Origin of the sequence: Bradyrhizobium sp. BLXBL-03, from assembly GCF_051853015.1 — a bacterium.
Classification (GTDB): Bacteria; Pseudomonadota; Alphaproteobacteria; order Rhizobiales; family Xanthobacteraceae; genus Bradyrhizobium; species Bradyrhizobium manausense.
Genome location: NZ_CP182470.1, coordinates 7,970,783 through 7,991,247 on the forward strand (window position 1 = coordinate 7,970,783; position 20,465 = coordinate 7,991,247).

21 protein-coding genes are annotated in these 20,465 nt (G+C 64.3%); 6 read left to right on the forward strand and 15 right to left on the reverse strand.

The genetic code is table 11. From position 1 onward, the window contains the following. Nucleotides 1-123: 123 nt before the first annotated feature. Nucleotides 124-783 carry a response regulator transcription factor gene (locus tag ACNJX9_RS37605; protein WP_057746069.1) on the reverse strand — a complete coding sequence of 220 codons (660 nt, stop codon included), beginning with the start codon at nucleotides 781-783 and terminating at the stop codon, nucleotides 124-126. 86 nt (nucleotides 784-869) lie between these two features. Here ACNJX9_RS37605 and ACNJX9_RS37610 point away from each other — a divergent pair, with 86 nt between their 5' ends. Then, complete coding sequence (locus ACNJX9_RS37610) at nucleotides 870-2,210, forward strand: histidine kinase (protein ID WP_439407130.1); 1,341 nt, start codon at nucleotides 870-872, stop codon at nucleotides 2,208-2,210. Here the strand turns inward: ACNJX9_RS37610 and ACNJX9_RS37615 are convergent. The 9 genes from ACNJX9_RS37615 to coxB form a co-directional block, all read right to left on the reverse strand. Next, nucleotides 2,207-2,572, reverse strand: coding sequence for a nuclear transport factor 2 family protein (locus ACNJX9_RS37615; protein WP_057746063.1), 366 nt, complete (start codon nucleotides 2,570-2,572; stop codon nucleotides 2,207-2,209). The two genes, ACNJX9_RS37610 and ACNJX9_RS37615, sit on opposite strands and share 4 nt — an antisense overlap. 110 nt (nucleotides 2,573-2,682) lie before the next feature. Beyond that, nucleotides 2,683-3,447, reverse strand: a complete 765-nt coding sequence (locus ACNJX9_RS37620) for an SURF1 family protein (protein ID WP_439407132.1) — start codon at nucleotides 3,445-3,447, stop codon at nucleotides 2,683-2,685. Continuing rightward, nucleotides 3,444-3,845: a DUF983 domain-containing protein gene (locus ACNJX9_RS37625; protein WP_057746057.1), complete on the reverse strand. Its 402-nt coding sequence runs from the start codon at nucleotides 3,843-3,845 to the stop codon at nucleotides 3,444-3,446. The genes ACNJX9_RS37620 and ACNJX9_RS37625 overlap by 4 nt, the downstream gene beginning before the upstream one ends. A 99-nt stretch (nucleotides 3,846-3,944) precedes the next feature. Further along, nucleotides 3,945-4,841, reverse strand: coding sequence for a cytochrome c oxidase subunit 3 (locus ACNJX9_RS37630; RefSeq protein ID WP_439407133.1), 897 nt, complete (start codon nucleotides 4,839-4,841; stop codon nucleotides 3,945-3,947). A gap of 65 nt (nucleotides 4,842-4,906) precedes the next feature. Next, entirely contained in the window at nucleotides 4,907-5,557 is a 651-nt protein-coding gene (locus ACNJX9_RS37635) for a cytochrome c oxidase assembly protein (protein ID WP_057746051.1), read from the reverse strand. Between the two features lie 6 nt (nucleotides 5,558-5,563). Next, a complete protein-coding gene (locus ACNJX9_RS37640) occupies nucleotides 5,564-5,740 on the reverse strand; it encodes a hypothetical protein (RefSeq protein WP_057746048.1) in 177 nt (58 codons plus the stop codon). After that, nucleotides 5,737-6,681 (reverse strand): heme o synthase, encoded by a 945-nt coding sequence (locus ACNJX9_RS37645; RefSeq protein WP_057746045.1) that lies wholly within the window; start codon nucleotides 6,679-6,681, stop codon nucleotides 5,737-5,739. The genes ACNJX9_RS37640 and ACNJX9_RS37645 overlap by 4 nt, the downstream gene beginning before the upstream one ends. 65 nt (nucleotides 6,682-6,746) lie before the next feature. Further along, nucleotides 6,747-8,363, reverse strand: coding sequence for a cytochrome c oxidase subunit I (gene ctaD / locus ACNJX9_RS37650; protein WP_057746042.1), 1,617 nt, complete (start codon nucleotides 8,361-8,363; stop codon nucleotides 6,747-6,749). An 89-nt stretch (nucleotides 8,364-8,452) separates the two neighbouring features. Further along, entirely contained in the window at nucleotides 8,453-9,292 is an 840-nt protein-coding gene (gene coxB, locus ACNJX9_RS37655; protein ID WP_057746038.1) for a cytochrome c oxidase subunit II, read from the reverse strand. Nucleotides 9,293-9,737: 445 nt separating this feature from the next. On the opposite strand from coxB, the gene ACNJX9_RS37660 reads away from it, so the two are divergent. The 4 genes from ACNJX9_RS37660 to ACNJX9_RS37675 all read left to right on the forward strand — a co-directional run bounded on the left by ACNJX9_RS37660 (nucleotide 9,738) and on the right by ACNJX9_RS37675 (nucleotide 13,197). Continuing rightward, entirely contained in the window at nucleotides 9,738-10,310 is a 573-nt protein-coding gene (locus tag ACNJX9_RS37660; protein WP_057746811.1) for an invasion associated locus B family protein, read from the forward strand. Between the two features lie 107 nt (nucleotides 10,311-10,417). Then, complete coding sequence (gene tldD, locus ACNJX9_RS37665; protein WP_057746808.1) at nucleotides 10,418-11,845, forward strand: metalloprotease TldD; 1,428 nt, start codon at nucleotides 10,418-10,420, stop codon at nucleotides 11,843-11,845. After that, a complete protein-coding gene (gene lepB / locus ACNJX9_RS37670) occupies nucleotides 11,842-12,618 on the forward strand; it encodes a signal peptidase I (protein WP_057746034.1) in 777 nt (258 codons plus the stop codon). The genes tldD and lepB overlap by 4 nt, the downstream gene beginning before the upstream one ends. 12 nt (nucleotides 12,619-12,630) lie before the next feature. Beyond that, nucleotides 12,631-13,197 carry a nucleotidyltransferase family protein gene (locus ACNJX9_RS37675; protein WP_057746031.1) on the forward strand — a complete coding sequence of 189 codons (567 nt, stop codon included), beginning with the start codon at nucleotides 12,631-12,633 and terminating at the stop codon, nucleotides 13,195-13,197. Between the two features lie 130 nt (nucleotides 13,198-13,327). On the opposite strand, the gene ACNJX9_RS37680 is transcribed toward ACNJX9_RS37675, so the two are convergent. The 3 genes from ACNJX9_RS37680 to ACNJX9_RS37690 form a co-directional block, all read right to left on the reverse strand. Beyond that, nucleotides 13,328-13,921: a PAN domain-containing protein gene (locus ACNJX9_RS37680; RefSeq protein ID WP_057746804.1), complete on the reverse strand. Its 594-nt coding sequence runs from the start codon at nucleotides 13,919-13,921 to the stop codon at nucleotides 13,328-13,330. Between the two features lie 119 nt (nucleotides 13,922-14,040). Then, complete coding sequence (locus tag ACNJX9_RS37685; protein WP_439407134.1) at nucleotides 14,041-15,411, reverse strand: glutamate--cysteine ligase; 1,371 nt, start codon at nucleotides 15,409-15,411, stop codon at nucleotides 14,041-14,043. A gap of 102 nt (nucleotides 15,412-15,513) precedes the next feature. After that, nucleotides 15,514-16,008, reverse strand: coding sequence for a MarR family winged helix-turn-helix transcriptional regulator (locus ACNJX9_RS37690; RefSeq protein WP_057746026.1), 495 nt, complete (start codon nucleotides 16,006-16,008; stop codon nucleotides 15,514-15,516). Between the two features lie 126 nt (nucleotides 16,009-16,134). On the opposite strand from ACNJX9_RS37690, the gene gstA reads away from it, so the two are divergent. Further along, the gene (gene gstA, locus ACNJX9_RS37695) at nucleotides 16,135-16,749 is read left to right on the forward strand and encodes a glutathione transferase GstA (RefSeq protein ID WP_439407136.1); all 615 of its coding nucleotides are present in this window, start codon (nucleotides 16,135-16,137) and stop codon (nucleotides 16,747-16,749) included. A 249-nt stretch (nucleotides 16,750-16,998) separates the two neighbouring features. On the opposite strand, the gene ACNJX9_RS37700 is transcribed toward gstA, so the two are convergent. Together ACNJX9_RS37700 and ACNJX9_RS37705 are read right to left on the reverse strand one after the other, a co-directional pair. Next, nucleotides 16,999-19,209, reverse strand: coding sequence for an FAD-dependent oxidoreductase (locus tag ACNJX9_RS37700; protein ID WP_439407137.1), 2,211 nt, complete (start codon nucleotides 19,207-19,209; stop codon nucleotides 16,999-17,001). Between the two features lie 18 nt (nucleotides 19,210-19,227). Further along, complete coding sequence (locus tag ACNJX9_RS37705) at nucleotides 19,228-20,436, reverse strand: acetyl-CoA C-acetyltransferase (protein ID WP_439407138.1); 1,209 nt, start codon at nucleotides 20,434-20,436, stop codon at nucleotides 19,228-19,230. Nucleotides 20,437-20,465 lie beyond the last annotated feature (29 nt).

The window sequence follows — 20,465 nt, forward strand, 5'->3', positions numbered from 1 at the left end:
CTATCGTTTCCTGTCACGAAATCGTCAAGGAGAAAACGGCGCGCGGCGCCAAATGTTCCGGTTTTTCCCGGTAGGCCCCGGCGCGGTGCCCGCGAGCGTCGCCGGGCGCGCGGCATCATTGCCTCAGCCCCTAACGGGTGAGTTCATCCCGATTTCCACCGCGATCCGGATCAGGTCGGAATGGTTCTTGGCCCCCAGCTTCTGCTTGAGCAGGGAGGTGGTGTTGGCGACGGTCTTGTAGGAGATACCGAGCGCCTCGGCGACTTCGACGATCTTGTGGCCGCGCCCGAGCAGGCGGAGAATTTCGAGCTCCCGTGGCGTCATCTGCGAGGCCGGATTCGCCTTGATCGCGGCGCCCGAGAAGGTTACCGCCTCCGCCAGCTGCGGCGAGATGAAATTGTCGCCGGCGACCACCTTGCGCACGGCCTTGAGCAGGATCCGGGGATCGTCGCCCTTGGAGACATAGCCCTGCGCCCCGAGCTCCACCGCGCGCACCACGAAGGCCGGATCTTCATTCATGCTGAACATGATGATCTTGGCGCCCGGATCGTCCTTGCGGATCCGGCGCATCAGCTCGAAGCCCGAGACGTCTGGCAGGCTGATGTCGATGACCGTGACGTCCGGCCGCTTGCTGATATAGGCCTTGTGTCCGGATTTGGCGTCGTTCGCTTCGTCGATCCGAATCGAATGATCGGAGGCAAACAGGGTGCGACAACCTGACAGCACAACGGGGTGGTCGTCGACGATGAGGACCCGGGTCGCCAGCTTGGTTGTATCTTGCATTCGTACTCTCGTGTTTTGGCAAGTCATAGACCGGCGGGAACAAATGGAAAGAGAGAATCCCGCCAATACGCGTTAGAATTGTCCTAATGTGGCAACGACTTCCATTCAGGACCCAGTTATTCCTTCCACTCGGCGTGAGCTTCGTCGCTGCGCTGGTCATGGGCGGCGTGCTGCTCCAGACCTTCGCGGCCGGCCAGCTGGCCGACGAGAACGAGCCTGGTCGACGCTCGGCTCAGACCATCGCGGTCGCACTCAACAGCGCCCTGAGCGCGTCAGACAATCCGAGCAAGATGCTCGACGCATTTGTCAAATCTTTGGGCACCTCCTCCGATATCCAATTCCATCCAGCGGAGGCGGGTCCCGCGCCTTCCGTCCGGGACGGCCTGCACGGCGCGCATGGCGTCCCGCAATGGTTCGTGGACCTGATCGCCATCCCGGATATCGATGCAGCATCGCCTGTGATGATCGACGGCAGGCGCGTTGGCGACCTCGTGTTCAGGCCCGACCTGTCGGCCGACCTGTTCGAGAAATGGGTCGGTTTTTTGGCCCTGATGGGCCTCGTCGCGGTGCTGATGGCGTTGACCGGCGCGATCGCCTATCTGTTCGCAAGATCGACGCTGCAACCGCTGCAAGATCTCGGCGCAGGCCTGACGCGCATACAACGCGGCGATTATGCGACGCCGATCCCGGTCGCGGGGCCGCCGGAAATCCGGCAGAGCTGCAAGGAAGCCAATGCCCTCGCCGCAACGCTCGCGCAATTGAGCCAGCACAATCGCGACCTGTTGCATCGCCTGGTGTCGCTCCAGGATGATGAGCGGCACGATCTCGCCCGCGAGCTGCATGACGAGCTTGGCCCGTTGCTGTTCAGCATCCGTGCCGGCACGATCGCATTGAGCGAAGCCTCGCCGCAGACCGGACATCTCGGCAACTCCGTGCAGGAGGTGATGCGGTCCATCGAGGCGCTCCAGCAGACCAATCGCCGCATCCTCGACCGGTTGCGGCCACTCTACATCGAGGAACTGGGGCTCGAGGCCAGCGTGCAGACGCTGCTGCGCAATTTTCGCGCGCAGGCCCCGCATATCGGCCTCACCGCAACGATCGATCCTGATCTCAACGGGATCAGAGGGCCGTTGGCCCAGACCGTCTATCGTGTGATCCAGGAGGCGTTGACCAATGTGCTGCGACACGCCGGAGCGAGGAATGCCCATGTGGAGGCGGCGACGTCAGGCGATGCGCTCACCATCGAAGTCTCCGATGACGGCGGCGGCTTTCCCGCCGACAATGTCTTCGGCCGCGGCCTGACCGGCATGCACGAGCGCGTGCGCGCGCTCAGCGGTTCACTGTCATTGCTGCGTGCGGACCAACGCACCTATGTGCGCTGCCGCCTTCCCCGCGGGGAGATCAGGGGCCGAGCCGAGGTAGATTAACACGCACAGCAATCGTGCGAACCCTGCTGCGCCGGTTCGCACAGCGTGCTGTGGATCTTGCCTTCCGCACTGAAGCGGAACGAGGCGCGGATGCGCAGCGCACCCGCAACGGAATATTCGAGATCGATGCCGCTCTGTGCCGGGTGGATTTCCTCCAGGCCGAAACCCGCCGAGGAAAAGGCGCTGAGCTTCGGTCCCCAATAGGTTTCGAGTTCGCCCCGGCCGCGATAAATCTGCGTGCCGTTGCACGTGCATTCCAGCTTGGCGTCGTCGGCATAGAGGTCGAGTAGCATCGCGAGGTCGCCCTTGCGGCAGGCATCCACCCAATCAATAACAAGTCCCATCTGATCGAAATCGCTCAACGCCAGCAATCCTGTTTGCCGCGGAAAGAACCTGAAGGCGGATTAGGACCACCCTCGTGAATAAGCGCTGAATAATATAGACCGGACGATACCGGGTTCCCACCGGGAACCTACGGGCTCGCGCCGCTCTGGCGCCGTCCTCTCACCCACACGGCAAAGGCGATGAGCACGGCGCCGGCGAGCGTGAACCAGGTGATGGCGTATTGGAGATGATCGTCCTTCAGATGCACATCGAGCGGCCCCGGACGCGGGATGCCGTTCGCAGGCACCGGCTGCTCCAGATCGATATAGAACGGCGCAACCGCACCCCAATGAAGCGCACTTGCGATTGCCCGATGATCGCGCACGAACCAGAGCCGCTTGTCGCGGTTCTCCGCTGGCGTCAGCCAGCCTGGCGCCTCCGGAAAGCGCAGATAGCCGGTGAGCGACAGCGGCTCGCCCGTGACGAGCTTCTGCACCGCGCGATCCTCGACGCCGCGGTCCTGCATCGTGTTCTCGACGAAGCCCGCATCGATCACCACGATCTCGCCGCTCGGCAGTCGCGCCGGCAGGAAGGCCCAGGTGCCGGGCGTGGATGCATCCCTGCGCACCGCGGAGCCGGAGGAATAGACCATGGCATCCGGCAGGGGCGCATAGGTCGCGGTGAAGCTGACGCGGCGAAACTCATCGCGCGCAGGCGTCAGCGCGGGCCATTGCTCCGAAGGCGGCAGCGCAATGGGTGCTGCCGCGAGGCGCTCGGTGAGCGCTGCGATCAGCTCGTGCTTGGCGGAACGGCGCTGCAATTGCCAGATTCCGAGCGCGACGAAAGCCGCGGTCAGCAAAAGTGTGAACAACATGAAGCCGGCGACGCCGGGCTTGCGGGACGTCTCGTTCATTTCGCGCGGTCGATCAACCGGCCGGGTGCTGCCTTGTGATGGAATTGCAGCGCGATCAGAAGCGACTTCATCGAGCGCAGCGGCAGGAGCGTGGTGGCGAGGATTAGCGGCAGCCACAGCACCGCATGCAGCCAGAATGGCGGCTGATACTTGACCTCGACGACGAGCGCGCAGCCGACCACGATCGCTCCGGCCAGCATGATGATGAAGATCGCCGGACCATCGCCGGCATCGATGAAGGCGTAGTCGAGGCCGCAACGGCTGCAGGAAGGCGCCAGCGTCAGGAAGCCCGCATAGAGCTTGCCCTCACCGCAGCGCGGGCATTTGCAGGCGAGCCCGCGCAGCGCGCTTTGCAGGACGGTGGGCTGGGCCTCCGGGGTGTCGGCAGTGTCGTTCATCACACGCAAGCCTATCACAATTTCGGCCCAAACTCCGGCCGCTGGACAACGAAAGGGCGGCCCGGCGGCCGCCCTTTGCTAGAATCGATCCGTCCCGGCTCAGTGCGCGCCGTGGGCCATGGTCTCGGCACCGTGTCCCCAGACATAGATGCAGAGGAACAGGAAAAGCCAGACCACGTCGACGAAATGCCAGTACCAGGCGGCGAACTCGAAGCCGAGGTGCTGCTTCGGCGTGAAGTGGCCGGCATAGGCGCGCGCCAGGCACACGATCAGGAATACGGTGCCGACCAGCACGTGAAAACCGTGGAAGCCGGTCGCCATGAAGAAGGTCGCGCCGTAGACGTTGCCGGCGAAGGAGAACGCCGCGTGGCTGTATTCGTAGGCCTGCACGCAGGTGAAGGTCGCGCCCAGCAGGATGGTGAGGATCAGGCCATATTTCAGGCCCTGGCGATCGTTCTCGAGCAGGGCGTGGTGCGCCCAGGTGACCGTGGTGCCCGAGGTGAGCAGGATCAGCGTGTTGAGCAGCGGCAGATGCCAGGGATCGAAGGTTTCGATACCATGGGGCGGCCAGGTGCCCGGCACCGCGCAGGCGCCGGCCGCCGTGCCGAGACCGCAACCGAACACCGCGTCACGGGTGGCGTGGACGGCGTCGGCCGGAAACAGCGCGGCGTTGAAATAGGCCCAGAACCAGGCGACGAAGAACATCACCTCGGAGGCGATGAACAGGATCATGCCGTAGCGGTGATGCAGCTGCACGACGCGGGTGTGGTCGCCCTTGTACTGGGCTTCCTTGATCACGTCGCCCCACCAGCTCGCCATGGTGTAGAGCACGCCGACGGTGCCGATACCGAACACGATCGGCGCGGCGGAGAACATGTGGTGCATCCAGGAGATCGCACCGACCGCCATGACGAAGGCGGAGACCGAGCCGACCGCCGGCCACGGAGACGGATCGACCAGATGGTAGTCGTGATGCTTGCCTTGCGCGGTAGCCATTGCGGTCTGTCTCCTCAATCCCGTGCCTGTCCGGCACTTATCCCCTTGGTCCAACCTCCGAAGCGTCAACCCGGCGGCTGGAGATTTCCCTTGCGCTTGTTGTCATCACCGGATGCGAGCGGCTTCACCACCGGATCCTTCACCGGATAGAACGTGTAGGACAGCGTGATGGTGCTGAGCCCGTCATTGTCGTGGTCGCCGACGATCGACGGATCGACGTAGAACACCACGGGCATCTCGCGCTTCTCGCCGGGCGCCATGGTCTGCTCGGTGAAGCAGAAGCAGTTGATCTTCTGGAAATACGACCCGACCGTCAGCGGCGCGACATTGTAGGCCGCCTGCCCTGAGGTGGTGCGCGCGGCCTGGTTGGTCACGGTGTAATAGATGGTGGTGACCTGGCCGATATTGACCTCGACCTCGGTCTGCTCCGGCTCGAACTTCCAGGGCAGGCCGGGGGCGACGTTGGAATCGAACCGCACCGCGATCTTGCGTGCGATCGGGCCACTGGCGGGCGCGGAGGTCGCGACCTGCGTGGTGCCGTTGAAGCCGGTGGCGCGGCAGAACCAGTTGTAGAACGGCACCGCCGCGTAGGACGCTCCGACCATCAATGCGACCACGCCGCCGCAGATCGAGGCGACCAGCACATCGCGGCCGAGGCCCCGACCCTTGCCGGCCGTTCGGCTCTGATGCTGCGATATGGTCGGCTTCTGATCCATCTGCCCCTACAGCGGCCGAACGAGAACCGCCGGTCCCTTGACCATGGTGACGGCGAAGAAAAGGACGACGAGCACACCGAGCGCCAAAGCAATGGCAATGGAGCGCTGACGACGGCTCTTCTTCTGCGCCTCGGTGAGGACGATTCCATCTGGCTCGGGTTTGTCAGCCATCGCCGTGATCATGCGCCCCCTACCATCCGAGCAAGCACAGGGAATACGACCTCGGCCAGCAAGGTCGCGAACAGCGCGAACAGGTACAGGATCGAGAAGGCGAACAGCTTTCGCGTTGCGCGCAGCGACTGGCTGCGCTCGCGGCGGAAGTAGACGTTGATGGCGAGCACCAGCATGCCGGCGCCGAGGATCAGCGAGACGATGCCGTAGACGGCGTCGAAATAGCCGAGCGCCCAGGGCGCTGCGGCCACCGCGATCAGCACGATGGTGTAGAGCAGTATCTGCAGGCGGGTCGCGTCCGGGCCGGCGACATTGGGCAGCATCGGAATGCCGGCGCGGGCATAGTCGTCGGAACGGAACAGCGCCAGCGCCCAGAAGTGCGGCGGCGTCCAGAAGAAGATGATGGCGAAGAGCAGCAGCGGCTCGACATCGACCGTGCCCGTGACGGACGCCCAGGCCACCACCGGCGGCAAGGCGCCGGCGGCGCCGCCGATCACGATGTTCTGCGCGGTCCAGCGCTTCAGGCCCATCGTATAGATGACGACGTAGAAGAAGATGGTGAAGGCGAGCAGTGCGCCCGCGATCCAGTTGACGAGGATGCCGAGGGTCATCACCGAGAAGAAGGCGAGCGTCATCCCGAACGTCATCGCCTCGGGCCGGGTGATGCGGCCACGCGGGATCGGGCGGTTCGCGGTGCGCGACATCTTGGCGTCGATATCGCCCTCGAGCGCCATGTTGAGCGCGCCGGAGGCGCCGGCGCCGACGGCGATGCAGAGCAGCGAGGTGATGGCGAGCACCCAGTGGAAATGTCCCGGCGCCATCGCCATCCCGACCAGCGCGGTGAAGATCACGAGCGACATCACCCGCGGCTTGAGCAGCGCGAGGTAGTCACCAACCTCCGCCTCGGAGATGCGGGGATTGATGTCGATGGCATTCTGATCGAGGACGGACACTTAAACCTGCTCGTTTCGTTGCAGAGCCGCGGCGCCCGTCGCGGGCGCCGCGGGAGTCGTGTTGCTTACTGCACGCGGGGCAGCACTTCGAACTGGTGGAAGGGCGGCGGCGAGGGCAGCGTCCATTCCAGCGTGGTGGCGCCGGCGCCCCAGGGATTGTCGCCCGCCGGGACCTTCTTCATGAAGGCGTCGAGCACGCAGTAGAGGAAGATCAGCACGCCGAAGCCGGAGATGTAGGAGCCGATCGAGGAGATCAGATTCCAGCCGGCGAACGCATCCGGATAGTCGACATAGCGGCGCGGCATGCCCGACAGGCCGAGGAAGTGCTGCGGGAAGAACACCAGATTGACGCCGATGAAGGTGACCCAGAAATGCGCTTTCGCCAGCGTCTCGTTGTACATGTAGCCCGTCATCTTCGGGAACCAGTAGTACCAGCCGGCGAAGATCGCGAACACCGCACCGAGCGACAGCACGTAGTGGAAGTGCGCGACGACGTAATAGGTCTCCTGCAGCACGCGGTCGACGCCGGCGTTCGCCAGCACGACGCCGGTGACGCCGCCGACCGTGAACAGGAAGATGAAGCCGACGGCCCAGATCATCGGGGCGCGGAATTCGATCGAGCCGCCCCACATCGTGGCGATCCAGGAGAAGATCTTCACGCCCGTGGGCACCGCGATCACCATGGTGGCGGCGACGAAGTAGGCCTGCGTCGCCGAGGACATGCCGACCGTGTACATGTGGTGCGCCCACACCACGAAGCCGATGCCGCCGATCGCGACCATGGCGTAGGCCATGCCGAGATAGCCGAACACGGGCTTGCGCGAGAAGGTCGAGACGATCTGGCTGATCATGCCGAAGCCGGGCAGGATCAGGATGTACACCTCGGGGTGACCGAAGAACCAGAACAGGTGCTGGAACAGCACGGGATCGCCGCCGCCGTCAGGCGAGAAGAACGTTGTGCCGAAATTGCGGTCGGTGAGCAGCATGGTGATCGCGCCGGCGAGGACCGGCAGCGACAGCAGCAGCAGGAACACCGTCACCAGGATCGACCACACGAACAGCGGCATCTTGTGCAGGGTCATGCCCGGCGCGCGCATATTGAAGATCGTGGTGATGAAGTTGATGGCGCCGAGGATCGAGGAGGCACCGGCCAGGTGCAACGACAGGATCGCGAAGTCGACGGCCGGACCCGGGTGGCCCGTGGTCGACAGCGGCGCGTACATGGTCCAGCCGGCGCCGACGCCGTTGGCACCGGGCTCGCCCTCGACGAAGCTCGACAGCAGCAGCAGCGCGAAGGAGGCCGGGAGCAGCCAGAACGAGATGTTGTTCATGCGCGGGAACGCCATGTCGGGCGCGCCGATCATCAGCGGCACGAACCAGTTGCCGAAGCCGCCGATCATCGCGGGCATGACCATGAAGAAGATCATGATCAGGCCGTGCGAGGTCACGAAGACGTTATAGGTGTGCGTTTCGTGGAATATCTGCACGCCCGGAAACATCAACTCGGCACGGATCGCGATCGACATCGCGGCACCGATGATGCCCGCGATGACCGCGAAGATCAGGTACATCGTGCCGATGTCCTTGTGGTTGGTCGAATAGACGTAGCGACGCCATCCGGTCGGATGGGCGTGCTCGTCATGGTGCGCGTGATCGCCGTGTGCCGCTGCGCTCGTTGCCATTTTCAAATCCTGCCTTGCGTCCCATTCGGACCTATGGAGGTCCCGCCCTTTATGTCGCGTTCAGTCCGGTTGAGCCGTCCGCCCGGCGCTTACTGCGTCGGACCGGCTGCGGAGGCGAAGGTGCTGGTGCCGCCGCTCGCAAATTTCTTCTTCGCCGCATCGACCCAGGAGGCGAACTCCTGGTCGTTCACCACGCGAATGGCGATCGGCATGAAGGCGTGGTCCTTGCCGCAAAGCTCCGAGCACTGGCCGTAGAACATGCCGGTCTTGGTGGCCTTGAACCAGGTCTCGTTCAGCCGGCCCGGGATGGCGTCGATCTTGACGCCGAACGCCGGCAGCGCGAACGCGTGGATGACGTCGGCACCGGTGACCTGAACACGAATCACCTTGTTGACCGGCACCACCATCTCGTTGTCGACGCCGAGCAGGCGGGGTTGCTTGTCCTGGGCCAGCAGCGAGTCGAACTCGAACTTGCCGTTATCAGGATAGGCGTAGGACCAGTACCACTGTTTGCCGGTCGCCTTCACGGTCAGATCCGCCTTCGGCACGTCGAGCTCGAGGAACAGGAGGCGGAACGACGGCACCGCGATGCCGACCAGGATCAGCACCGGCACCAGGGTCCACACCACCTCGATCAGCGTGTTGTGGGTGGTCCGCGACGGCACCGGATTGGCCCTCGCGTTGAACTTCATCACCACGATCACCAGCAGCGCCAGCACGAATAGCGTGATCAGGATGATCAGCACGGACAAGAAGTTGTGGAACCAGACGATGTTGTCCATCACCGGGGAGCCGGAACCCTGAAGGTGCCATTCCCACGGCTCGGGCTGCCCAAGCTCGGCAAATGCCGCACCGCCCGTCGCCAGCGTCAGACCCGCCACGGCCAATCCCAGCAAGTGCCGGCCCACCCGGCCCATCGACATCTTCATGCCGTTCGCGCTCCCCTAACGAAATCACCCCAAGTGCATTCCCCTATTTTTGGGGAACGCTTATTCGATCCGCCCGTCTGACAAACCGCCGCAAGAATACCTCTAGGAGGAATTGGGGCCAGATCGCTAGAACGCCGAAATCAAGCCTCTCAAACCATAATTCTTGATCTATCGCAATGCAGTCTTGAGGCCCCTCTGTCAGCCATCACCCGCAAGATATTTCCTAGTAACATCAGACAAAAATACCGTTTCCCGGGAGGCCGCGGCTTGACAGCCGAATTGCCCGCTGTAGGCACAGGCGCAGGGCCGTGCAGGAACCTGATTCGTGGCGGCAATGGCGGCCAAGGCGGCGCGGAATTTGCTTGTGAATTGCCTTCAAGACGCCGTCATTCCCGTATCAGTCCACCAGCGCGAGCGACCCGAGCGAGCAGAGGGACCGACCCCCATGGGGCTTTCGAGATGCATGGCAAGATCGGCTCCAAGATCGGTTGTATGGCCGGCTGACCGTTTCACGACGCTGATCCGCCTCGTGGCGGTCGTCCTTTTCCTGTCCCTTCCCGGCCTTTTCCTATCAAGCGCTGCCCATGCGCAGGGCGCGGTGCGCTCCGTTCATGGCGACTGGCAGATCCGTTGCGATACTCCGCCGGGCGCCCAGGCCGAGCAATGCGCCCTGATCCAGAGCGTGGTGGCCGAAGACCGCTCCAATGCCGGCCTCACCGTGATCGTGCTCAAGACCGCCGACCAGAAGAGCCGCCTGATGCGCGTGGTGGCCCCCTTAGGCGTGCTGCTGCCCTCCGGCCTCGGGCTGAAGCTCGACAACCAGGACGTCGGCCGCGCCGGCTTCGTGCGCTGCCTGCCCAATGGCTGCGTCGCCGAGGTCGTCATGGACGACAAGCTGCTCGGCCAGCTCCGCAGCGCCAAGACCGCGACCTTCATCATCTTCGAGACGCCGGAAGAAGGCATCGGCTTCCCGCTCAGCCTGAACGGGCTCGGCGAGGGGTACGACAAGCTGCCGTAGGGTGAGCCCGTCGAACCTATTGTTTCCGTAATGTGACGCTGCGCGCCCTCGCGGAACCAACTCGAAACCATTATCTTGCCTCACATCGACCGATAATGGACGGACGCATGACCAACCCTGCCACAACCTCCCTGCTCGACCGCGCCAATCTCGATCGCGACCAGGTTCGCAACGAGGTCGCGCGCGGGCTCTCCGGTGCCGACGACGGCGAATTGTTCCTGGAATACAGCCAGACCGAAGCGCTGATGTTCGACAATGGACGGCTCAAGCAGGCGACCTACGACACCTCGCAAGGTTTTGGCTTACGCGCGGTCAAGGATGATGCCGTGGGCTACGCCCACTCCTCCGATGTGTCGCTGCCGGCGCTGATTCGCGCCGCCGATGCGGTCGCGGCCGTGCGCGGCGGCTATTCCGGCAGCTTTGCCGCGCCGCCTCCGCACACCAATGTGCGCCTCTATGGCGATGAAAACCCGCTCGATGCCCCCGGCTTCGAGACCAAGGTCAAGCTGCTGGCCGAGATCGACGCTTACCTGCGCGACAAGGATCCGCGGGTGCGGCAGGTCAGCGTCAGCCTGGGCGCGACCTGGCAGGTGGTCGAGATCCTGCGGCCCGACGGCGAGAGCTATCGCGACGTGCGCCCGCTGGTGCGCGTCAACATCTCCGTCGTCGCAGGGCAAGGCGACCGCCAGGAGAGCGGCAGCAAGGGCTATGGCGGCCGCGCCGGCTATGCCGAATTCATTGAGACCAAATCCTGGCGCGATGCCGCCGACGGCGCACTGCGCGAGGCCCTGGTCAATCTGGAATCGATTCCCGCCCCCGCCGGCGAGATGGACGTCGTGCTCGGCGCCGGCTGGCCCGGCGTGATGCTGCACGAGGCAGTCGGCCACGGCCTCGAAGGCGACTTCAATCGCAAGAAGACCTCTGCTTTTGCGGGCCTGATGGGCCAGCAGGTCGCGGCCAAGGGCGTCACCGTGGTCGATGACGGCACCATCGCCTCGCGGCGGGGCTCGCTGTCGATCGACGACGAGGGCACGCCGACCAACCGCACCGTGCTGATCGAGGACGGCATCCTGGTCGGCTACATGCAGGACCGCCAGAACGCGCGGCTGATGAACATGAAGCCGACCGGCAACGGCCGCCGCCAGGGCTATGCCCATGTGCCCATGCCGCGCATGACCAACACCTACATGCTCGCGGGCGACCGCGACCCGGCCGAGATTCTCGCGTCGGTGAAGAACGGCGTGTTTGCCGCGAATTTCGGCGGCGGCCAGGTCGACATCACCTCGGGCAAATACGTGTTCCAGTGCACCGAGGCCTACAAGATCGAGAACGGCAAGCTGGGCGCGCCGCTGAAGGGAGCCATGCTGATCGGCAACGGGCCGACCGACCTGCATCGCATCCGCATGATCGGCAACGATCTGGCGCTCGATACCGGCATCGGCACCTGCGGCAAGAACGGCCAGGGCGTGCCAGTCGGCGTCGGCCAGCCGTCGCTTCTGATGGAACGCATTACGGTGGGTGGAACGGGCGCATGAGCGTTGAGAAGGTAACGGCCGCTCCGAAGCGGAAGAGCTCCGGCTGGGCCGGGCAGTTGATGCAGCTTGCCGGCATCGTCGCCGCGGTGTTCATCGCCAAGGGTGCGCTGGCCGAGCCGTTCTACGTGCCGTCGGGCTCGATGGAGCCGACGCTGCTGATCGGCGATGCGCTGCTCGCCTCGAAATTCCCTTATGGCTACGGCACCTCGTCGCTGCCGATCCAGATCAACTTGCCCGAGACCGGCCGTGTCTTCGCGGAAATGCCGAAGCAAGGCGACGTCGTCGTGTTCCGCTGGCCCGGCGACCGCTCACAGGCCTGGGTCAAGCGCGTCGTCGGCTTGCCCGGCGACCGCATCCAGATGCGGCAGGGACAGCTCTTCATCAACGACCGTCCCGCCGAATTGAAGCCTGACGGCGTTGGCGCCGCCGAGGACGACAATGGCGGCAGCGAGCCGGCCTACCGTTACGTCGAGACGCTGCCGAATGGCGTCTCGCATCTGATCTTCAAGATGCGCGACAACGGCCCGCTCGACAACACACCCGAGGTGAAGGTGCCGGCCGGGCATTTGTTCGTGCTTGGCGATAACAGGGACAACTCGGCCGACAGCCGCGTGCCGCTGCGCTCCGGCGGCGTCGGCCTCTTGCCGGTCGACAATCTGGTCGGCCGTGCCGATGCCGTGCTCGGCTCCTGGGATCTCGGCATGCGCGGCCAGCCGGTCTGGACCTGGCTCTCCGGCTTCCGCCTCGCGCGGTTCTTCACCGCCGTGCGCTGAGGGGATCGCGACATGGGCAAGGACGAGTTTCTCGCCCTCGCCCTGAAAAATCCGGTCAACACCGCAATCATCGACGAGCTTCATCGACTTGCGCTGCCGGACGCGTGGCTGGTCTCGGGATGCCTGGTGCAGACGGTGTGGAACGTGCTCACGGGCCGTGCCGTCGATTACGGTATTGCGGATTACGACATCTTCTACTTCGATCCCGATGCCTCCTGGGACGCGGAGGACGCCGTCATCCGCAAGCTGCAAACGCGCCTCGATCATCTCGGCGTCAAGATCGAGACCCGCAACCAGGCCCGCGTGCATCTGTGGTACCCGGCCAAGCACGGCCTGCCCTATCCGCCGTTGTCGCGCTCGACCGACGGCATCGACCGTTTCCTGACGCAGAACACGCAAGTGGGCGTGAGGCGCGCCGGTGATGGTTTCGAAGTCTACGCGCCGCATGGCTTCGATGACGTCGCAGGCCTGATTGCGCGCCCCAATCCGGGTCCGAATTTCTCCGCGGCGAATTACGCGGTGAAAGCTCAGAGATGGAAGGCGTTGTGGCCGGAGCTGACGGTGATTGCCGCGGAGTGAAATCTCATAGATGGGCAAAGGCGCGCATCTTCGCGCGACGTGCCCACGTCCTGTCGGACTCATGGAGAGGTGGTGGGCACGGCGCAAGTGCGCCTTTGCCCACACGGCTAACCCGCCTACGGTACCTTGCCTATCTCACCACGCCCGACGTGAACCCGGCCTTCCGCCGCGGCGGCTTGATATCTTTCTTCAGGAAGCACCGCGCTTCGCGGCCGGTGTAGCCGGGGCGGGCATAGGTGAAGGCGCGACACTTGTTGTCGGCGATACAGGCGGCCTTGCAGGCGTCCTCGCCCTCGCCTTCCTTGAGCTCGAAATTGCGCAAATCGCCGCCGGGGCGGTCGATCGAGGTCTCGACGCCCTCGACGCGCGGCTCGATCACGCCGGCCCCGCGTACCCCGGAGATGCAGCAATTGGCGGGCTGTCGCGGCGGCACGGTATTCTTGAGCCAGCACACCGCCGCGGCGCCATCGATATCAGGATAGGCGAAGCTCCAGGCGCGGCAGCGGCGATCGCGTTCGCAAAGCAGCGCGCAGTCCTCGGGATCACCCGATGTGACCGGCGTATTGAAATAATCGCCGCCGGGCCGGTCGAATGCCGTCTGGGCGCGCGCGGGCACACTCGCAAAGACGAGCGAGAGCAGCGCGGCACAGGCCACGACGCAAGCCAAAGCCCTCGCCCTCAAGACCTTTGCCATGACGGTCCCAGGCAGGCGGCCCTTCCCCATCGGAACAGCTTTCGAGTTATTGACGACGCTCAGGTTTTTTCGGCCGGTCATTTGATCGCCGCAAACCTGTACGGCCGATGAACGGTCCCGAATCTGCTCGTCGGCCTATTTGCCCAAAACTAGAACGCGTACTCCGCGTAGGCCGGTTCCACCGAGCCCTTCCAGGGGCCGTTGAACTTCTCGAGCATGTCCTCGGCCGGTGTCCGGCCGGAATCGATGATGCGATCCAGCGGCTCCAGATGCCGGGTTTCGTCGCGGCCGATGGCGTCGATGCGGCCTCGGCGGCGCAGGCCCGCATGTGCCAGAACGAGGCATTCCTTGGCGATCTCGAACAGATAGCGGTCCTTGATCCGGGCCTTGAAGCCGAAGCGCGGCACATCGTCGCGCAGGGCCTGACGCTCATGTGCGGTCCAGTGCTTCACCAAATCCCAGGCCGCATCGAGCGACGCACCGTCATAAAGCAGCCCGACCCAGAACGCCGGCAGTGCCGGCAGCCGACCCCATGGGCCACCGTCGGAGCCGCGCATCTCGAGATAACGCTTCAGCCGCACCTCGGGAAAGATCGTCGAGAGATGATTGGCCCAGTCCGACAACGTCGGACGCTCCCCGGGAAGGTTGTTGTTGCGGCCCTCGAAGAAGGCTCGGAACGAGGAGCCCGACACGTCGATATATTCCTCGCCGCGCTTGACGAAATACATGGGCACATCGAGCGCGTAGTCGACATAGCGCTCGAAACCCATGCCGTCCTCGAACGCCCACGGCATCATGCCTGACCGCGCATTGTCGGTATCGCGCCAGATCTCGGAGCGGAAAGACAGGAAGCCGTTCGGCTTGCCTTCGGTGAACGGCGAATTGGCGAACAGCGCGGTCGCAACCGGCTGCAGCGCCAGCGAGACGCGCAGCTTCTTGACCATGTCGGCTTCCGAGCAGAAGTCGAGATTGGTCTGCACCGTGCAGGTCCGGTACATCATGTCGAGGCCGTATTGGCCGACCTTCGGCATGTAATTGGTCATGACCTTGTAGCGGCCCTTGGGCATCACAGGGATGTCGGCGCGTGACCAGGATGGCGTCATGCCGAGCCCAAGGAAGCCGATACCGAGCGGGGCAGCGATCTCGCGCACCTGCGCCAGGTGCGCCATCAGCTCGCTCTGGGTCTGGTGCACGTTCTCGACCGGCGCGCCTGACAGCTCGAACTGGCCGCCGGGCTCCAGCGAGATCGCGCCGCCGCCGGTGACGTCGTAGAGCCCGATGATGTTGCCCTTCTCCATGATGGGCTCCCAGCCGAGCAGGAGCTTCATGCCTTCGAGCAGCGCACCGATGCCGCGCGCGCCTTCGTACGGCACGGGACGATGGCCTTCGAGCGTGAACGGCGTCTTCTCGTGCTCGGTGCCGATGCGGAATTCGGACGGGTGCTTGCAGCCGGCCTCGAACCACGCAACGAGCTCGTTGCGTGACTGCAGCGGCGTCATATCGATCTGGTCTCGCGCCATATCAAACTCTAATCAAAAGGGCGCTTCGATCGAAGGCGCGCGGGTGACGGGGATGGTCCGCGGACCCCTTGGGGTGCACGGACGAGCTGGTTTGCCGCGCGGTCATCGCGACGGCGTGGTTTCGTTGACGTTGACGACGGGCAGCTTCATCTCGCCGCACGAGCATCCCAGCCGGTCGAGCAGACCGCTGAGCTTGACGGCATCGGCGTCGGAGAGCTTCGAGCCGACATATTTCTCGATCGCAGCCGAATAGGCGCCCCACATCCGCTTCTGCAATTCGCGGCCGGCCTCCGTGATCTCGACGAACTGGCCGCGCTTGTCGATCTTGCATTCACGCCGGGAGGCGAGCCCCTCGTCCACCAGGCGGTCGATCAGCCGCGAGGTGGAGTATTGCGGGATCAGCATCTGCCGCTCGAGCTCCACCGGCCGCAATTCGCCACTCGGTGCGCGCGACAATTCGAGCAGCGCGTCGTACCACGCCAGGGGCGGGAACCCGGCCTTCTTCAGGTCCTGCTCCACGCAGTCCAGCACACGGCTCTGCACCCGCATCAGGCGGATCCAGGCACTGGTTGCCTCGGTCGATGGTTTGCGCTTCATGGTCCCGCTCAAGCTCGTCGTCCGCTTCTTACCCCACTCGATGCACCTGCATCAATCTTGACTATTGCATGCAGGTGCATGTAGGCGTTCTTTCGCCCCTACCAAGCCTCAAGAGGAGGAAATTCCATGAAACTGTATTACGCGCCCGGCGCCTGCTCGCTGTCGCCCCATATCGCGCTTCTGGAGGCCGACCTGCCCTATGAGCTGGTCAAGGTCGATATCCGGGCCAAGAAGCTCGAGAACGGTGACGACTATCTGAAGGTCAATCCCAAGGGTCAGGTCCCCGCGCTGGGCCTCGATAACGGTGAGATCGTGACCGAAGGCCCGGTCATTGTCCAGATGATCGCCGACAAGGTTCCGGCCAAGGCGCTGGCGCCCGCGCGCGACAGCTCCGAACGCTACAAGCTGCTCGAATGGCTGAACTTCCTCACCTCGGAGGTGCACAAGAGCTTCGGCCCGATGTTCGCGCCGGCGCTGAACGACGACGCCAAGTCCTTCTTCAAGGACCGTGTCATGGGCAAGCTGAAGCACATCGACAGCCAGCTCGCCGGCAAGGACTACCTGATGGGCAAGCAGTTCTCGGTCGCCGACGGCTATCTCTTCACCATGCTGACCTGGGCCGACCGGATGAAGTTCGACCTCTCGGCAATGCCGAACCTCTCCGCCTACAAGGCCCGCGTCGCCGCGCGGCCGAAGGTGCAGGAAGCGCTGACCAAGGAAGGGCTGGCGCAGGCGAAGTGAGCCCGCACAGGATGCGAACACGCGAAAGGCCGGATCGACGATCCGGCCTTTTTCGGTTTGCTGCGATCCATCCAAACGTCGTCCTGGCGAAAGCCAGGACCCATTACCCCAAATGTTCGTAGCTTTGGGCGCGCTTCTCCGGGACGACAGCCGCGTAGCCCGGATGGAGCGAAGCGCAATCCGGGAGGGCTTTCGGGACTGACAAACTCTTCCCGGATTTCGCTGCGCGCCATCCGGGCTACGAGTGCCTTAAGCAGCCGCCTTCTTCGGCGCGAAACGGCCATAGAAGGTCTCGCCCTTCGCCGCCATCTCCTCGAGCAGCTTGGGCGGCGTGAAGCGCGAGCCGTATTTCGCCTCGAGCTTGTGGCAGAGCTCGACGAACTTCTTCGTGCCCATGAAGTCGATATAGGACAGCGTGCCGCCGGTGAACGGTGCGAAGCCGAAGCCGAGGATCGAGCCGACATCGGCTTCGCGCGGATCGGTGATGACGTGATCCTCGACGGTGCGCGCGGCCTCGACCGCCTGCACCACCAGGAAGCGTTGCTTCAATTCCTCGACGTCGAGCGTGTCAGGATCGAGCTGCTTCGGCTGCAGCGCGGAGAGACCCGGCCACAGGCTCTTCTGACCCTTGCCCTCGGGATAGTCGTAGAAGCCCTTCTTGTTCTTGCGGCCGAGGCGGCCCTGCTTCTCGACCATCTCGACCATCAGCTTCTTCTGGTCGGGGTTGATGGCGTTGGGGCCGAGATCGGCTTCGGTGGCCTTCATGATCTTGAGGCCGAGATCGAGCGCGACCTCGTCCGAGAGCGAGAGGGGACCGACCGGCATGCCGGCCATCTTGGCGCAGTTCTCGATCATCGCCGGCGGCACGCCTTCCAGGAACATCTCGTTGCCCTCGGCGACGTAGCGGCCGACGCAACGGTTGGCGAAGAAGCCTCTGGAATCGTTCACGACGATCGGCGTCTTGCCGATCTGGCGGACATAGTCGAGCGCGGTCGCGAGCGCGAGATCGCCGGTGTTCTTGCCCTTGATGATCTCGACCAGCATCATCTTCTCGACCGGCGAGAAGAAGTGAATGCCGACGAATTTGCCCTGGTCCTTGAAGTTCTCGGCCAGAGACGTGATCGGCAGGGTCGAGGTGTTCGAGGCAAAGATCACGTCAGGCTTGAGATATTCCTGCGCCTTGGCGAAGGTCTCTGCCTTGACCTTGCGGTCCTCGAACACGGCCTCGATGACGAGATCGACGTCCTTCAGCGCCGCATAGTCCGCGGTCGGCGTGATGCGCGCGAGCAGCTTCTCGGCATCATCAGGCTTGGCGCGGCCTTTCTTGATCTGATCCTCGATGACCTTCTGGGCATGGGCCTTGCCCTTGTCGGCACTCTCCTGGTCGCGATCGATCAGGACGACGTCGAGCCCGGCGCGGGCCGAGACGTAGCCGATGCTGGCGCCCATGAAGCCGGCGCCGATGACGGCGATCTTCTTCACCTTGGTTGCGGGCACGTCCTTCGGACGGCGCGCACCCTTGTTGAGCTCCTGCATCGACAGGAACAGGCTGCGGATCATCGCGGCCGCTTCCTTGGAGCGCAGCACCGAGGTGAAGTAGCGCGACTCGACGCGAAGCGCCGCGTCGATCGGCAGCTGCAGGCCTTCATAGACGCAGCTCATGATGGCGCGCGCGGCCGGATAGTTGTCGTAGGTCTCGCGGCGATAGATCGCGTTGCCGGCCGGGAACATCATCATGCCGGCCTTGGAGAACACCGGCCCGCCGGGCAGCTTGAAACCCTTCTCGTCCCAGGGCGCGACGGCCTTGCCGCCGCCCTTGATCCAGTCCTTCGCCGCCTTGATGAGATCGGCGGCGGGAACGATCGCATGGATCAGGTTGAGCTGCTTCGCCTTCTCGATCGTAACGGGATCGCCCTTGAGCAGAATGGTCATCGCATCCTGCGGCGGCACCAGGCGCGGCACGCGCTGCGTGCCGCCGGCGCCGGGGAACAGGCCGACCTTGACCTCGGGCAGACCAAGACGCGTCTTGGGGTTCTCCGCGGCGACGCGGTAGTGGCAACACAGCGTGATCTCGAAACCGCCGCCGAGCGCGAGGCCGTTGATCGCGGCCGCCCACGGCTTGCCTGATGTCTCGATCGAGCGCAGCACTTGCGAGAAGCGGCGACTCTGGTCGAACAGCATCTGGTTCGCCGCGGTCTCGCCCTGCTCCTTGAGGACTTTTGCGTAGGCCTGGTTCATGCCTTCGAGCATGGAGAGATCAGCGCCGGCGCAGAACGCGTCCTTGGCGGAGGTGATGACGACGCCCTTCACGGCGGCATCCGTGGTGGTCGCCTTGACGATCGCCTCCAACTCATTGGTGGAGGTCTCGTCGAGCACGTTCATCGAGCGGCCCGGAATGTCCCAGGTGACGAGCGCAATGCCGTCCGCGTCGGTTTCAACCCTGAAATTCTTGTAAGCCATGTTGGTTGCTCCTACCCCTTAGACGCGCTCGATGATGGTCGCCGTGCCCATGCCGCCGCCGATGCACAGCGTGACCAGGGCGGTGGACTTGTTGGTGCGCTCGAGCTCGTCGAGCACGGTGCCGAGGATCATCGCACCGGTGGCGCCAAGCGGATGGCCGAGCGCGATGGCGCCGCCATTGACGTTGATCCTGGCGTTGTCGATGTCGAAAGCCTGGATGTAGCGCAGCACGACCGAGGCGAAGGCCTCGTTGAGCTCGAACAGGTCGATATCAGACTTCTTCATGCCGGAGCGTGCGAACAGCTTTTCGGTGACGTCGACCGGACCGGTCAGCATCATCGCCGGCTCCGAGCCGATATTCGCGAAGGCGCGGATCTTTGCACGTGGCTTCATGCCGTATTTGGCACCCGCTTCCTTGCTGCCGAGCAGGACGGCACCGGCACCATCGACGATGCCGGAGGAGTTGCCGGCATGGTGCACGTAATTGACGCGCTCGATCTCCGGGTGCGACTGAATCGCGACGCCGTCAAAGCCGCCCATCTGCGCCATCATCGTGAACGACGGCTGCAGCTGCGCCAGCGACTGCATGGTCGTCGAAGGACGCATATGCTCGTCCTTGGCGAGGATGGTGAGGCCATTGATGTCCTTCACCGGCACCACCGACTTGTTGAAGCGGCCCTCGTCCCAGGCCTTGGCCGCGCGTTGCTGGCTCTGCACGGCGTAGGCATCGACGTCGTCGCGCGAGAAGCCGTACTTCGTCGCGATGAGATCGGCCGAGACGCCCTGCGGCATGAAATAGGCCGGCACGGCCATCGAGGGATCCATCGGCCAGGCGCCGCCGGAGGCGCCGATGCCGACGCGGCTCATCGATTCAGCGCCGCCACCGATCACCAGCTCATGCTGGCCGCTCATCACCTGCGCGGCCGCGAAGTTCACGGCGTCCAAGCCGGAGGCGCAGAAGCGGCTGATCTGCACGCCGGGCACGGCTTCGCCGAGGCCGGCTTTCAGCGCGGCAAAGCGCGCGATGTCGGAGCCGGCTTCGCCGACCGGATCGACCACGCCGAGCACGACGTCGTCGACGGAATCTTCCGGCAAATTGTTGCGGTCCTTGAGCGCCTTCAGCGGCACGGTGGCGAGCGCCAGCGCGGTGACTTCGTGCAGCGCGCCGTCCGGCTTGCCGCGGCCGCGGGGGGTGCGAACGTGATCGTAGATGAATGCCTCAGGCATGACGCCCTCCTGATCTGTTGTTCGATTTG